Consider the following 13,148-nt stretch of genomic DNA (forward strand, 5'->3'; position numbering starts at 1 on the left):
AAGGAGAACGCGATGCACACCTCCACCCGTCGCCCCATCTGGAGCTATGAGAATCGGCTGCTGCTGATTCTTTTTCTGACCTTCGGCTTTGTCTTCTTTGACCGCCTGGCCCTGTCCTTTCTGTTCCCCTTCATGCAAGACGAGCTCGATCTGAGCCAGACCCAACTGGGCATGATCTCATCGGTCCTGGCACTGACATGGGCCCTGTCCGGGGCGCTGGCAGGCGTCTGGTCAGATTCCCGGGCTAAGCGCAAGTCCTTGCTGGTGGTTGCCGTGCTGGGCTTTTCGATCTGCTCAGCCCTCTCAGGGCTGGTGGGTGGCTTCATCAGCCTGCTGGTGTTTCGCGCACTGATGGGCCTGGCCGAGGGCCCGGTACTGCCCATCTCGCAGTCCTTGATGATCCAAAGCTCCTCGCCATCTCGCAGAGGCTTGAACATGGGGCTGCTCCAAGGCTCGTCGGCAGGCCTGATTGGCGCGATGATCGGCCCGCCCGTGGTCATCGGCCTGGCCACCCACTACGGCTGGCGCCTGGCCTTCTATGTCACCGTCATCCCCGGCATCTTGCTTGCGCTGTGCATATGGCGCTGGGTGCGCGAGCACCCGGACGGCCTGCCGCCACCGCCGGCCCGGTCGGCCCCCATCAACCGCTGGGCTTTGCTGCGCGAGCGCAATGTCCTGCTGTGCATGCTGATCAGCTGCTTTTTTCTGACCTGGTTCATCATCATCATCTCGTTCGCCCCAACCTTCCTCGTCAAATACCGGCAGTTTTCCGCCAGCGACATGGGTTTTGTGATGAGTTGCCTGGGTGCTGCCTGGGTGTACTGGGGCTTTGCCGTGCCCGCCATCTCCGACCGCATCGGTCGCAAGTCGGCTTTGCTCATCTTTGCCCCCATTGCGGCGCTCAGCCCGATTGCCATGATCTACACAGAGTCGGTCACCACGCTGGGGCTGGTCGTATTTCTGACCTACACCCGTCTGGGCTGCTTTACCCTCTTCATGGCCACCATTCCGGCGGAAACCGTTCCGCCGCAAGTGCTGGCCGGCGCACTGGGCCTCATCATGGGTGCGGGCGAGTTGGTAGGCGGCTTCCTGGCCCCCACCATTGCAGGCTTTGCGGCCGACCAGTACGGTCTGCCCACCGCGATGTGGATCGCTGCAGGTGGGGCATGCATTGCAGGTCTGCTCGCATTGGGGCTCAAGGAAACCGCCCCTTTGGTGCTGCAAAGACGTGCCGCCGCAGGAGGCCAGCCATGAGGCTGCGCGCACCTGGTATGCACGGCGCCCCATACCCGCCTCCGAAAAACGCAGACTGCGACAGCCCCAGCCCCCCCGTCACTGCCGCTGTCAACGCCAACGCCAGCCTGGATGTAGGCAGCCGTTTAGAAGCGCCCAAGCACCATGGCGGTGCGGACCTGGCCCAGCACGGTGCGCAGACCAGGGGCCTGCCGCGCCCTACAGCCGCCCCTTACCGCAACCCCCACGCCTAGGAGAACCCCATGCCTCAAACACTCAACACCCCATTCATCCTTGTGACAGGAGGTACCTCCGGCATTGGCGCGAGCACGGCCCTGCACTTTGCCCATGCCGGCGCTTCGGTGCTGGCCCTTGGGCTGGATGCCCAGGGACTGCATGCACCCCGGCATCCGCGTATCCAGTGCCAGGAGCTGGATGTCTGCGACAGCGCGCAGCTGAACCAAACCATAGAAGGCCTGCCCCGGCTCGATGCGCTCATCAACGCCGCAGGTATCAGCCGCCATGAAAAGGAGTACCAGCCCGAGACCTTCATGCAGGTGCTGCACACCAATTTGACGGCCGTCATGCAGGCCTCGATGGCGGCGGCACCGCATTTGCAGCAAAGCCGGGGCTGCATCGTCAATGTGGCCTCTTTGTACAGCTATTTCGGCAGCAAGGATCGGCCCGCCTACAGTGCCAGCAAAGGCGGCATCGTGCAGCTGACCCGCTCTCTGGCCCAAACCTGGGCGACTGCGGGGGTACGCGTCAATGCCGTGGCCCCAGGCTGGATCGCCACACCCTTGAGCGAAGGGCTGATGGCCGACCCTGAGGCATCAGCGGGGATTCTGTCCCGCACGCCGATGCAGCGCTGGGGCCAGGCCGCCGAAGTGGCTGCGGTGATCGGCTTTCTGTGCTCGCCAGCAGCATCCTTTGTCAATGGCGCGGTGATACCGGTCGATGGCGGCTATCTGACGGTCTAGAAACCCTCCGCAAAACGCCCTGCGGTGGTCTGAACGCGGGCTCGGGCGATCCGCTGCGCTGTCGTCCTCGGCAATAGCTGCGGCTCGCCTGCAAAAGACGCCTTGCGCCTCATCCCGCTTTGCGTCCATCCCCCTTGGCGAGGGTTTTGCAGAGCTTGCCTCGCCTGGTGCGGCAGCGCTTGGGGCCGCCAAACCGCCCCCTCGCACTGCACCAGCACTGCACCAACGCACCTTCAGCACTGCTCGAACGCGTACTTTTCGGTATCCACCTCGCGCTGCGATGCGGGTGCGTAACGGTCGCCCGCGATCGCTTCGGGGGCAAACAAGGCATCGAGCTCGGCCAGCAAGCCGGCATCCAGGCGCACATGGGCGCCCCGCAGATTTTCCTGCAAATGGTCAATATTGGTGGTGCCCGGCAGCGCAACCACATGCTCGCCCTGGTGCAGCACCCAGGCAATGGCCAGCTCGGCCAGGCTGCAATCCGCACGCTCAGCCATCGCCTGCATGGGCGCCAGCAGCCGCAGGTTCTTGGCATAGGCTTCGGGCTGGAAGCGCGGCATGCCTGCACGAATATCGCCCGGAACCCAGTCCGTGCCTGCCGGCAGCTTGCCCGACAGAAAGGCGCGCCCCATCGGGCTGAAGGCCACATAGGCAATGCCCAGCTCGCGGCAGGCCTGCAAGCTGCCCAGCTCGGCATTGCGTGACCACAAGGAATACTCGCTTTGCAAAGCCGCAATCGGGTAGGTCGCATGGGCGCGCCGCAGCGTATCCGCGCCCACCTCGGACAGACCCAGCGCCCGCACCTTGCCCTCTTCCACCAGGCGCGACATCTCGCCCACCGATTCCTCGATCGGCACACGGCGGTCCCAGCGGTGCAGGTAGTACAGATCGATCACCTCCGTGCCCAGCCGCTGCAAGCTGTCTTCGCAATTGCGGCGCAAGGTTTTAGGATGGCCATCGATCACGCGGCGCAACACGCCATCGTCGCCGCGCACCCCAGCCATGCCGCACTTGCTTGCCAAGGTGATACGGCTGCGGTGGGGCTTGAGCACCGGCCCCACCAGGGATTCATTGGCACCAAAGCCGTAGAGCGCTGCGGTATCAAACAGCGTAACGCCCGCATCCAGCGCGGCGTACAACAAGGCCTGTGCCTGGGCAGCGGTGGCCGGGTGGCCATAGGCATGGCTCAAGTTCATGCACCCCAGGGCGACAGGGCCTACCTGGAAAGGGCCGATATGGCGCTCGGTCATCATCTCTCTCTCCTCCAAAAAACCGAAACCGCCCCTGAGACATGTGCGGGCGGTTGCGGGCGGCCGCATACAGCGGCACGGGGCTGGGCGATATTACTGCAGCTGCGCCTGCAGCGCTTGCAGAACCTCGTAGCAGGGCAGCACCTGTGCGACGCCGGCCTGCGGTTGACGGCCCTCGCGGATTGCGGCGAAAAACTCCCGGTCCTGCAGCTCGATGCCATTCATCGACACATCGACGCCGGAGACATCGATGGCCTCGTCCTTGCCGTTGACCAGCTCGTCATAGCGCGCCACATAGGTGCCTGTATCGCCGATGTAGCGAAAAAAGGTGCCCAGAGGCCCGTCATTGTTGAACGACAGGCTCAGCGTGCAGATAGCCCCGCTAGCCGCCTTGAGCACGATGGCCATGTCCATCGCAATACCCAACTCGGGGTGCTGCGGCCCTTGCACGGCATGGGCCTGCACGATGGGACTGCCTGCCTGGTGGGCGAACAAATCCACCGTATGCGCAGCATGGTGCCAGAGCAGGTGGTCGGTCCAGCTGCGCGGCTGGCCAAGGGCATTCATATTGCTGCGGCGCAAGAAATAGGTCTGCACATCCATTTGCTGGAGCGTAAAGGTCCCCGTCTTCACGCGCTGCTGAATCCACTGGTGGCTGGGGTTAAAGCGGCGTGTATGGCCGCACATCGCCACCAGCCCGGTGGATTTTTGCAGTGCCACCACCGCCAGCGCATCTTCCAGGCGGTCGGCCAGCGGGATCTCTACCTGCACATGCTTGCCCGCCTGCAGGCACTGGCTGGCCTGGGCCGCATGCAGTTGGGTGGGGCTGCACAAAATCACGGCATCCACCTCGGGCAGCGCTAGGCTGTCCTGCAGGTCGGTCGCCACATGCGCTATGGCGTATTGCGCGGCAATCTTCTGGGCCTTGGCCAGGTCCGGGTCGACCAGGGAGACGACCTGGACGCCGGCGATGTGGCGGATACCGTCCAGGTGTTTGAGGCCAAAGGCGCCCGCACCGGCCAGCGCCACTTTGATGGTAGGAAGGGTCATAAGAAGTTCCATAGTTCCCCAGCCTCCAGGCCATGGCCTGCGCTGCGGTTGGCAAGACAAAAAGAACCGCCATGGCGCGGCATGGGCGGCTTAGCCATTCTCAAGAATCAGGTGGCCCACGGCGGTGTTGGAGGCCGGCACGTGGTAGAAGCGGTGCTTGACGGTCGGCCGCCTTGCGGGATCGGCCACATCCGCCATGGCCCCTCGGGCAATCAGCCACATCACCAGCTCAATGCCTTCGGAGCCCGCCTCTCGCACATAGTCGATATGGGGCACCTTGGCCAAGGTCGCAGGGTGGTGGATGAGCTGATCGAGGAAGCAGTTGTCCCACTCCTGGTTGATCAAGCCTGCACGCGCGCCCTGCAGCTGGTGGCTCATGCCACCGGTGCCCCAGATCTGCACCTTCAAGTCCTGGTCAAAGCTCTCCACCGCTTGGCGGATAGCGCTGCCCAGGTTGAAGCAGCGCTGGCCCGACGGCACCGGGTACTGCAGCACGTTCACTGCAAAGGGAATCACCGGACACGGCCAGGCCCCGCTGCTGGGCGACTGCTCCCCGCACATCAGCGACAGCGGCACGGTCAGGCCATGGTCCACCTCCATCTTGTTGACCACGGTGAGGTCAAAGTCCTGCTGTATCACCGAGTGTGCGATATGCGATGCCAGCTCGGGATGGCCGAGCACCTTGGGCACCGGGCGCGGCCCCCAGCCTTCATCAGCAGGCAGGAACTCCGCTGCAGTGCCGATGGCAAAGGTGGGAATCAAATCCAGGCTGAAGGCCGTGGCATGGTCGTTGTAGACCAGAAAGATGACATCGGGCGTGTTGTCGCGCATCCATTGGCGTGAATACCTATACCCCTGAAAAAGCGGTTTCCAATAGGCCTCCTGGGTCTTTCCCTGATCCAGGGCGACGCCAATGGCGGGTACATGGGACGTAAACACCGATGCGGTAATACGCGCCATATCAGATCGCTCCCTTGCCAGCCACAGCCACAGCGCCAGCGCCGGAGGTGTCCGCCAGTTCGGTCACAGAGCGATTGCCTTCGACCGAGCGACCACCCGCAACCATCATCGCGCGGTAGGCGTCTTCGCTCATGCCCGTCATCGAGCCGGCCATCTGCTGAAAGCTCTTGCCATCGGTGGCCCCGATCTTGGCCAAGAAGTAGATATTGCCGCCGCTGCGAATGCACCTGTTCAGGTCACGGGCCAGTACCGCTTGTTTTTGCTCCTCGCTCATCGCCCATTCATCGAGATAGGTACGTTCATCCGCTTTGAAGCGCTGGCGATTGTCGCCCTGCATCAAGGACATGCAAAACTGGTTGAGCCAATAGCCCTTGCGCGATTGGTCCGCATCGAAAACAACGGTACCGGGGACATCGAGATAGGGTTTATCCAAAGCCATGCTGATTTTCATTCCTCATTTGTTATGCATTTAAAAAGGCCTGCCAGACTGGCAAACTGCTCAAAAGTTGAGATGCGCGTCCTGGCTGCACTCATGCGTCTTCGGGCCAGTACAAGCGCAGGGGGTTGTCCACCAGCAGTTGGTGCTGCAGCGCGCGTGTGGGGGCAATCTGGGCGATGAAGTCCACCAAAATCCCGTCATCGGGCATATGGCCTCTCAGATTGGGATGGGGCCAATCCGTGCCCCAGAGCACACGATGGGGAAAGGCCTCCACCACCCGGCGCGCAAAAGGCACCACATCCTGGTAGGGCCGCAGCTCGCCATGCAAGGCCGGCGGCCCGGTCACTGACAGCCGCTCCGGGCAGCTGACCTTGCACCAGACGTTGTCGTGCTCGTGCATGAGCTGGAGAAACAGCCCGAAGCCAGGCCCATGGGCAGGCTCACGCACATCAGGGCAGCCCATGTGATCCACCACCACCGTATTGGGCAGGCGGCTGAAAAAAGGCCACAAGGCCGGCAGATCCGCCGCTTCAAAATAGACCACCACATGCCAGCCCAGATCGGCAATGCGCTCGGCAATCTCCAGCAGCTCATCCTCAGGCGTGCAATCCACCAGCCGTTTGACAAAATTGAAGCGCACGCCCCGCACACCCGCGGCGTGCATCTGCTGCAACTCCAGGTCAGTGACATCACGCCCCACGGTAGCCACCCCGCGCGCCCGGCCCCCAGAGGCCTTGCAGGCATCGAGCATGGCGCGGTTGTCGGTGCCATGGCAGCTGGCTTGCACGATCACATTGCGTGAAAAGCCCAGGTGGTCACGCAAGGCAAACAGCTGCTGCTTGCCGGCATCGCAAGGGGTGTACTTGCGCTCGGCGGCAAAGGGGAACTCCTGGGCCGGGCCAAACACATGGCAGTGCGCATCCACCGCACCCAGGGGCAATGCCAGAAATGGCTTGGCCGGCCGGGGGTGCCAGTCCAGCCAGCCGGGGGTTTTTTCAATGCAAGACATCGTGTCGCCCTCCTCAGTCGATATAGCGCAAACCAAATTTGGCCAGCGAATCACGCATCTGGTAGAGGTCCAGTCCCAGCACCCCCGCCGCCAGCTGGGCCCGCTTGGCCCGCTCCTGGCGCTCGCGCTCCAGCGCCGTCTCCCAGGTGGCTTGCGCCATGGCCGCCGGTACACAGACCACGCCGTCGTCATCGGCCACGATTACGTCGCCAGGCCTGACCCACATGCCGGCGCAGACCACCGGGATGTTGACCGAGCCCAACGTCGCCTTGATGGTGCCCTTGGAGGACACTGCCCGGCTCCAGACCGGAAAAGCCATGTCCTGCAATGCCTTGGTATCCCGCACGCCGGCATCAATGACCAGGGCGCGCGCACCTCTGGCCTGAAAGCTGGTCGCCAGCAGGTCACCAAAATAGCCATCGCTGCATTGGGAGGTGACTGCCGCCACCACGATGTCGCCGGGCTGGATCTGCTCGGCCGCCACATGCAGCATCCAGTTATCGCCAGGCTGCAGCAACACCGTCACCGCAGTGCCGGAGACCTGCTGGCCTGCATAAATGGGACGCAGCGCGGGCTGGAGCAAGCCCACCCTGCCCATGGCCTCGTGGACGGTGGCCGAGCCCAGGCTGGCCAAGCCATCGGCAACCACACCGTCAGCGCGCTGGATATTGCGGTAAACAACGCCAAGTTCGTACATAAATAACTGCTTCCTTCGTTCTTGGGTGGGAGGCGCCTTACAGCCCCTTGCTGCGAAGCGCGGCATCCAGGCGTGGAAACACGCGGCGCGCATTGCCCTCGTACACCTGCTGGCGCTCTTCGTCACTGAGATGAGGCGTCGCCTCGATATAGCGTTTGGTGTCGTCGTAGTGCTGGCCGGTTTGCGGATCGATGCCGCGTACCGCACCCAGCATCTCGCTGGCAAACAGAATGTTCTTGGCGGGGATCACGCGCGTCAGCAGATCAATGCCTGCCTGGTGGTAAACGCAGGTGTCAAAAAACAGGTTCTCCAGCAGGTGCTCCTCCAGCAAGGGCTTGCCCAGCGCCTGCGCCAGGCCCCGAAAGCGCCCCCAGTGGTAAGGCACGGCCCCACCCCCGTGGGGAATCAGAAATCGCAGCGTGGGAAAGTCCTGGAACAGCGCACTGTTCAGGCATTGCATGAAGGCCGTGGTATCGGCATTGAGGTAGTGCGCGCCGGTGGTGTGAAAGCAGGCGTTGCAGCTGGTGGAGACATGCACCATGGCGGGAATGTCGTACTCCACCATCTTCTCGTAGATGGGGTACCAGGCACGGTCGCTCAGTGGCGGTGCAGTCCAGTGCCCGCCAGAGGGATCAGGGTTGAGGTTGATGGCCACATTGCCGTACTGCTCGACACAGCGGACCAACTCGGTAATGCAGCTGCGGGGGTCGACCCCCGGTGACTGGGGCAGCATGGCGGCAGGCACAAAGTGGTCAGGGAACAGCTCGCTGACGCGAAAGCACATCTCATTGCAGACATCGGCCCAGGCGCTCGATGTCTCGAAATCGCCGATATGGTGGGCCATGAAGCTGGCACGCGGGCTGAAGACTGTCATGTCCAGGCCGCGCTGGCGCATCAACTTGAGCTGGTTGCTCTCGATGGTCTCGCGGATCTCGTCATCGCTGATGCGCAAGTCTGCGGCCCGAGGCGCCTGGCGCGGGTCATGGAGGCCAGCCATCTGCAGATCGCGCCACTGGCCCAAGGCAGCGGGTGCGGTGGTGTAGTGCCCGTGTACGTCGATGATCATGCGGTGCTCCTATCGGATGGTTGGAAACAGGGCTTGGTGCCACCCAGCGGCATCAGCGCCCGGCATGTGCGCGGGGCACTTGCGGCAGGGCAGCAAAGTGCTGCTTGACGAGCAAGGCCACCATGCCGATCAGCCCGGGAATCGCCAGCACCGCAAAAATCTCCGTGGTGCCCCATCGCCGCACCAACAGCTCGGCCAGCACCAATGAGCCGGTGATGCCGCCGAAGCGGCCGATAGCCAGCATCCAGGCCACACCGGTGGCACGGCCGCGTGTGGGGTAAAAACCGGCAGCCAGCGCCGGCATGGATGCCTGCGCGGTGTTCATGAACAGGCCTGCCAGCAGCACCGCCGCCACCAGCCAGGCGAGCTGGCCGACGGCCAGACCGATGCAGGCGACCGCCACGGCCGCCAGGCCATAGCCCAGCGCCACAACGCGGTCCGCATTGAAGCGATCCATCAGCCACCCCGACAGCACGGCCCCCACCCCGCCCAGCGGGAACAGCGCTGCCACCAGCGCCCCGGTGCGGGCATCCAGCCCCGCATCGCTGAAGATGACCGGCATCCAGTTGACCAGCGCATAGAAAATCACCAGCCCCATGAAATAGGCCAGCCACAGCATGGCCGAGCCCAAGCGGTAGCGGGGCGAGACCACCAGCGCGATGGCGCTGCCCTCCTGGCCCTCAGCACGGGATTCGCCCAGCACAAAAGCTTGCGCCGGCGCCACGCTGCGGCCGATCACCCGCGCCACCACCTTCCGTAGCTGCTCTGCCGGGTAGCCCTGGGCCACCAGGTAGCGCAGCGATTCCGGCAGCAGCCGCAGCAGCAAGACCAGCAACAGCAAAGGCGCGATGCCGCCCAGCAGCAACACGCTGGCCCAACCCCAGGCCGGAATCATCCAGGCGGCGACAAAGCCCCCCATGGCGGCGCCCAGCGGGAAGCCGCAGAACATGGCATTGGTCAAGGTGGCACGCCGCGCATCCGGGCAGTACTCGCTCATCAAGGTCACCGCATTGGGCATGGCCGCCCCCAGGCCAATGCCGGTGACAAAGCGCAGCACGGTCAGCGTCTGCACATCGGGGGAGAATGCCGAGGCCAAACTGGCCAGTGCAAACAGGGCCACCGATACCACCAGCACCGACTTGCGGCCCCAGTGGTCCGCCAGGGGGCCGGCGCCAAAAGCACCCACCGCCAGGCCCAGCAGCGCTGCACCCAGCACGGGTGCCAGGTCCGTGCGGCTCAGCCCCCAGTCGCTGATCAGCGATGGGGCGATATAGCCCATGGCTGCCGTGTCGAAGCCATCGAACAGGACGACCAAAAAACACAGCGCAAAGATGATCCACTGGTATCCAGAGAAACCCCGGGCGTTCAGCAAGGCCTGCACATCGGTGGTCTGCGGTTCTGTGCTTTTCTCAGGCATACGCATGGCTCCGTGGCATGGCATCGCAGCCGGGGGGGTGACGCTGGGGCCGGCGGCAAGCAGCGCCGCAAAGCCGTCTCATGCCTGCCCCGCCCAGATGGCGGTGGGCACCATCGCTTCGCCGCGCATCAGCACGCGCGCAGTGCGCAACAAGGCCACTTTGGGCGCCTGGCCCGTATGCGCAGCATCGGGGCTGAGGGTGACATGCAAGGCCCCCGATGGGTGCTCGATCGCAAGCGTCTCCACGCCGCTGCTGGCCTGCCGATGGGCCAGGCCTTCGCAGATGGAGCCCGGCAAGCTGATGGCCGTACCCACCGTGACAGCGGCCAACACGCCAATGCTCTCGTGGCAGACAAGCGGAATAAAGCTGCGCGTGCACAGCGCACCCCCTTGCCGGGGCGGTGCCACCATGGTCATCTTGGGGTAGCTTTTGGTGCTGACATCGCCCAGACCCATGGCCTGCGCAGCCTGCAGACGCAGGGCTTCGACCCGGCGCCGAAGCGGGGTGTCGGCCTGGAGCGTAGCCACCGACTCATAGCCGGTGGCGCCCACATCGGCCGCCCGGAAGATCACCAGGGGCATGCCGTTGTCAATGCAGGTCACCGTAATACGGAAGGGGGCAAAGCCTTCGCCGCTGACCTGGAAGCTGTCCTGCGGCTGCCCGGTGGGCAGCAACGCCTTGCACAGCGAGCCCGCCGTTTCCAAAAAGCGGATCTCGATCGGGGCGGCGCTGCCTGGCACCCCATCAATGCGGGCCTCGCCGCCATCGGCCAGGCGTCCGTCCGACAGGGGCAGGCTGATCTCGGCCAGCAGGCCGGTATTGCGGGTCAGCACACGGAACGTGGCGCACCCACCCTGCGCCTGCAGCATGCCCGTCTCCAGCGCAAAGGGCACCACGCCCGCCAGCATATTGCCGCAATTGGGACTGGTATCGACCGTGTCCTTGTCCGGCTGCACCTGGGCAAACAGAAACTCCAGATCCACATCCTCTTGAGCGGACCGGCTGACAATGCCGATCTTGCTGCACAGCGGATGCGCCCCTCCCAGGCCATCGATCTGGCGCCGGTCAGGAGAGCCCATGGCAGCCAGCAGCACCCGGTCGCGGGTGGGCACATCCTGGGGCAGGTCAGCCGCGTTGAAGAAAGCCCCCTTGGAGGTGCCGCCTCTGACCAGCAGACAAGGAATAGCCGTAGACATCAGGATCTCCGTGTGTGTTCTATAGGCAGCCATTCTGGAGACAGACACTCCAAAGCGCCACGGGTGTGGCGGCCTAGCAGCTATAACCTCAGGGCATATCCGAGCAGGCCCCGTGCGGCGCATCGTGGGGGCCGCGCATGGAGGCCAGCTCCATGGCAAACACCGGGCCCAGCGCAGACGAACGACTCCTCCTACGGCAGCAGCCCTTGCGCGCCTGCAGCTTGGCGCCACCCCATCGCCTAGCATGAATGCCATGCTGAGCCAGAGATTCAATATCGCTATTTTTCTGAAGTGGGGCAGTGCAGCGGCAGTCTGCTGCGCCGCAACGGCCGTCTTCGCCATGAGTGACGAAGAAATCCGCGCCGAGACGGACCGCATGGGCGCCCAGTACCACACGGCCATGGCCCATTGCCAGCGCTTACAGGGCCACCCCAAAGACATCTGTGAAGCGGATGCCAAAGGCCAGCTGCGTGTGGCGCGCGCCGAGCGAGACGCCAAGCTGCTGGGCGACGCCGACCACCACTACCAGGTGCGGGTGGCCAGGGCCGATGCAGACTACCGCGTGGCCAACGAGCGCTGCAACGACATGCGCGGTGATGCCGTGATGGTCTGCAAAAAAGATGCCCAGGCCGCCCACAGCAAAGCCCTGCAGGACGCCCATGTCAAACGGGTGGAGGCACCCCCCGCCACCTCCACGGACGAGAAAATGCCTCGCTAAAGCGGTGCGTGAGAGGCCCGGGGCTAGTGCGCAAGGCTGGTGCGGCTGATGTATTCGAACGCCTCGCGCCCAGCGTCGTCCAATGCATTGGCACACAGGTTGGCGCGCTCGTCCACGATGACACCCATGTTGTTGGTGCCCACCACGGTGCCACGGCCCGTACCAAAGTCGAAATCGATCATCGCAGGGCCACCGCTTGATCCCGGGCCCTGCACGCAGGGCATGCCCCACTCACGATCCACATCGCTGCCGAAGGCCTTGCAGCCATTGAGTACCGTGCGCTGGGTTGCACAGTAGGCCAGACGCTGGCCGGAGTACTCCGGGTTGGCCAATTCGTAGGGCGGTGGTGGCGGCAGGATGCCATAGGCATTGGCCCACACGGGATAACCAAAAGTAATCCGTGGGCCCGCTGTGGGCGGCGCATCGAAACGGATGGCCTGTTGTCCGGCAATATCGCCAACGCTATCCCCGTCACTGTTGGCCCGGGCCTGCAGGAACGCGCCATCTCTCTCAAACTCCAAAGCGCCTGGCGGTGCCACCAGGCGCCGGATCGTGTAGCGCCCCTGCGGCCCGGTCCCGTCACGGAAAGCAGGTAGGAACAGCAGATGGCTGCTCCATTCGCCCGCCCCCTGCGCGCTAAGCGCATGCAGGCAGTGCATCGCGGTGACCAACACATCCCTTGAAGCACTCTCAACCACCGTCGCGGTGCAGGATGCGTCCTGTCCGCCAGGACGCACGAAGAACAGCCTACCCACGCCTGCAGGCCAGGCGCCCGTGCCCTCCCAGGCATCGCCGTCCGAGTTCAGCGGGTCTGGCACAGGCGGCTTGAGGGGCGCATCCCCTTTGTCATTGACCGCCAGCAGCTTCTCGTCAGTCCAATAGGCGAGCACGGCGTCAGGCGCTTCGGCATAGACATGTTCAAACACGCCCGCGGCCAGCACGCCCGGGGCGTAGCAACAAATGCCCGCAAGGCTGACAGCGCGGGAAATTTGTTGGAGCTTGGCCAGCATGCGACTGCCCGGCATGCGGGGCACAGCGTATTTCTTCTGCGCCGCACCCGGTCTGGCGTGGCTGTATCCGGGGGAAGCTGCAGCAGCGCTCAACGTGCCGCCTCGCATAAACACACAATGTT

13 protein-coding genes are annotated in these 13,148 nt (G+C 64.1%); 3 read left to right on the forward strand and 10 right to left on the reverse strand.

Annotated elements, in window-relative coordinates; translation table 11 throughout:
• The first annotated feature begins 12 nt into the window (after positions 1-12).
• Positions 13-1,254, forward strand: coding sequence for an MFS transporter (locus tag M2375_RS20720; RefSeq protein WP_259170126.1), 1,242 nt, complete (start codon positions 13-15; stop codon positions 1,252-1,254).
• Between the two features lie 242 nt (positions 1,255-1,496).
• Positions 1,497-2,213 (forward strand): SDR family NAD(P)-dependent oxidoreductase, encoded by a 717-nt coding sequence (locus M2375_RS20725; RefSeq protein WP_259170127.1) that lies wholly within the window; start codon positions 1,497-1,499, stop codon positions 2,211-2,213.
• A 233-nt stretch (positions 2,214-2,446) separates the two neighbouring features.
• On the opposite strand, the gene M2375_RS20730 is transcribed toward M2375_RS20725, so the two are convergent.
• The 9 genes from M2375_RS20730 to M2375_RS20770 form a co-directional block, all read right to left on the reverse strand.
• Positions 2,447-3,463, reverse strand: a complete 1,017-nt coding sequence (locus M2375_RS20730) for an aldo/keto reductase (protein ID WP_259170215.1) — start codon at positions 3,461-3,463, stop codon at positions 2,447-2,449.
• A gap of 93 nt (positions 3,464-3,556) precedes the next feature.
• Positions 3,557-4,513 carry a Gfo/Idh/MocA family oxidoreductase gene (locus M2375_RS20735; protein WP_259170128.1) on the reverse strand — a complete coding sequence of 319 codons (957 nt, stop codon included), beginning with the start codon at positions 4,511-4,513 and terminating at the stop codon, positions 3,557-3,559.
• Between the two features lie 90 nt (positions 4,514-4,603).
• A complete protein-coding gene (locus M2375_RS20740) occupies positions 4,604-5,473 on the reverse strand; it encodes a class III extradiol dioxygenase subunit beta (RefSeq protein WP_259170129.1) in 870 nt (289 codons plus the stop codon).
• A gap of 1 nt (position 5,474) precedes the next feature.
• Positions 5,475-5,912 carry a protocatechuate 4,5-dioxygenase subunit alpha gene (gene ligA, locus M2375_RS20745; RefSeq protein WP_259170130.1) on the reverse strand — a complete coding sequence of 146 codons (438 nt, stop codon included), beginning with the start codon at positions 5,910-5,912 and terminating at the stop codon, positions 5,475-5,477.
• Positions 5,913-6,003: 91 nt separating this feature from the next.
• Positions 6,004-6,921: an amidohydrolase family protein gene (locus tag M2375_RS20750; protein ID WP_259170132.1), complete on the reverse strand. Its 918-nt coding sequence runs from the start codon at positions 6,919-6,921 to the stop codon at positions 6,004-6,006.
• A gap of 13 nt (positions 6,922-6,934) precedes the next feature.
• Entirely contained in the window at positions 6,935-7,618 is a 684-nt protein-coding gene (gene ligK, locus M2375_RS20755; RefSeq protein WP_259170133.1) for a 4-carboxy-4-hydroxy-2-oxoadipate aldolase/oxaloacetate decarboxylase, read from the reverse strand.
• A 37-nt stretch (positions 7,619-7,655) separates the two neighbouring features.
• Complete coding sequence (locus M2375_RS20760) at positions 7,656-8,684, reverse strand: amidohydrolase family protein (RefSeq protein ID WP_259170134.1); 1,029 nt, start codon at positions 8,682-8,684, stop codon at positions 7,656-7,658.
• A 52-nt stretch (positions 8,685-8,736) separates the two neighbouring features.
• The gene (locus M2375_RS20765) at positions 8,737-10,107 is read right to left on the reverse strand and encodes an MFS transporter (protein WP_404979360.1); all 1,371 of its coding nucleotides are present in this window, start codon (positions 10,105-10,107) and stop codon (positions 8,737-8,739) included.
• Positions 10,108-10,179: 72 nt separating this feature from the next.
• The gene (locus tag M2375_RS20770) at positions 10,180-11,298 is read right to left on the reverse strand and encodes a 4-oxalomesaconate tautomerase (protein ID WP_259170136.1); all 1,119 of its coding nucleotides are present in this window, start codon (positions 11,296-11,298) and stop codon (positions 10,180-10,182) included.
• Positions 11,299-11,638: 340 nt separating this feature from the next.
• On the opposite strand from M2375_RS20770, the gene M2375_RS20775 reads away from it, so the two are divergent.
• On the forward strand, positions 11,639-12,016 hold the full coding sequence (locus M2375_RS20775) for a hypothetical protein (RefSeq protein WP_259170137.1): 378 nt from the start codon (positions 11,639-11,641) through the stop codon (positions 12,014-12,016).
• 23 nt (positions 12,017-12,039) lie between these two features.
• Here the strand turns inward: M2375_RS20775 and M2375_RS20780 are convergent, their stop codons facing one another.
• Positions 12,040-13,026, reverse strand: coding sequence for a serine protease (locus tag M2375_RS20780; RefSeq protein ID WP_259170138.1), 987 nt, complete (start codon positions 13,024-13,026; stop codon positions 12,040-12,042).
• Positions 13,027-13,148 lie beyond the last annotated feature (122 nt).

It is taken from the genome of Comamonas sp. BIGb0152 (assembly GCF_024809975.1).
GTDB lineage: Bacteria > Pseudomonadota > Gammaproteobacteria > Burkholderiales > Burkholderiaceae_C > Comamonas.

Excerpts from the sequence above, each read along its gene's own strand:
- M2375_RS20735 (WP_259170128.1), bottom strand. The coding sequence starts at position 4,513 with ATGACCCTTCCTACCATCAAAGTGGCGCTGGCCGGTGCGGGCGCCTTT.
- M2375_RS20765 (WP_404979360.1), bottom strand. The coding sequence starts at position 10,107 with ATGCGTATGCCTGAGAAAAGCACAGAACCGCAGACCACCGATGTGCAG.
- M2375_RS20780 (WP_259170138.1), bottom strand. The coding sequence starts at position 13,026 with ATGCTGGCCAAGCTCCAACAAATTTCCCGCGCTGTCAGCCTTGCGGGC.
- M2375_RS20760 (WP_259170134.1), bottom strand. The coding sequence starts at position 8,684 with ATGATCATCGACGTACACGGGCACTACACCACCGCACCCGCTGCCTTG.
- M2375_RS20770 (WP_259170136.1), bottom strand. The coding sequence starts at position 11,298 with ATGTCTACGGCTATTCCTTGTCTGCTGGTCAGAGGCGGCACCTCCAAG.
- M2375_RS20740 (WP_259170129.1), bottom strand. The coding sequence starts at position 5,473 with ATGGCGCGTATTACCGCATCGGTGTTTACGTCCCATGTACCCGCCATT.
- M2375_RS20725 (WP_259170127.1), top strand. The coding sequence starts at position 1,497 with ATGCCTCAAACACTCAACACCCCATTCATCCTTGTGACAGGAGGTACC.
- M2375_RS20775 (WP_259170137.1), top strand. The coding sequence starts at position 11,639 with ATGAGTGACGAAGAAATCCGCGCCGAGACGGACCGCATGGGCGCCCAG.
- M2375_RS20720 (WP_259170126.1), top strand. The coding sequence starts at position 13 with ATGCACACCTCCACCCGTCGCCCCATCTGGAGCTATGAGAATCGGCTG.
- ligK (WP_259170133.1), bottom strand. The coding sequence starts at position 7,618 with ATGTACGAACTTGGCGTTGTTTACCGCAATATCCAGCGCGCTGACGGT.
- M2375_RS20750 (WP_259170132.1), bottom strand. The coding sequence starts at position 6,921 with ATGTCTTGCATTGAAAAAACCCCCGGCTGGCTGGACTGGCACCCCCGG.
- M2375_RS20730 (WP_259170215.1), bottom strand. The coding sequence starts at position 3,463 with ATGACCGAGCGCCATATCGGCCCTTTCCAGGTAGGCCCTGTCGCCCTG.
- ligA (WP_259170130.1), bottom strand. The coding sequence starts at position 5,912 with ATGGCTTTGGATAAACCCTATCTCGATGTCCCCGGTACCGTTGTTTTC.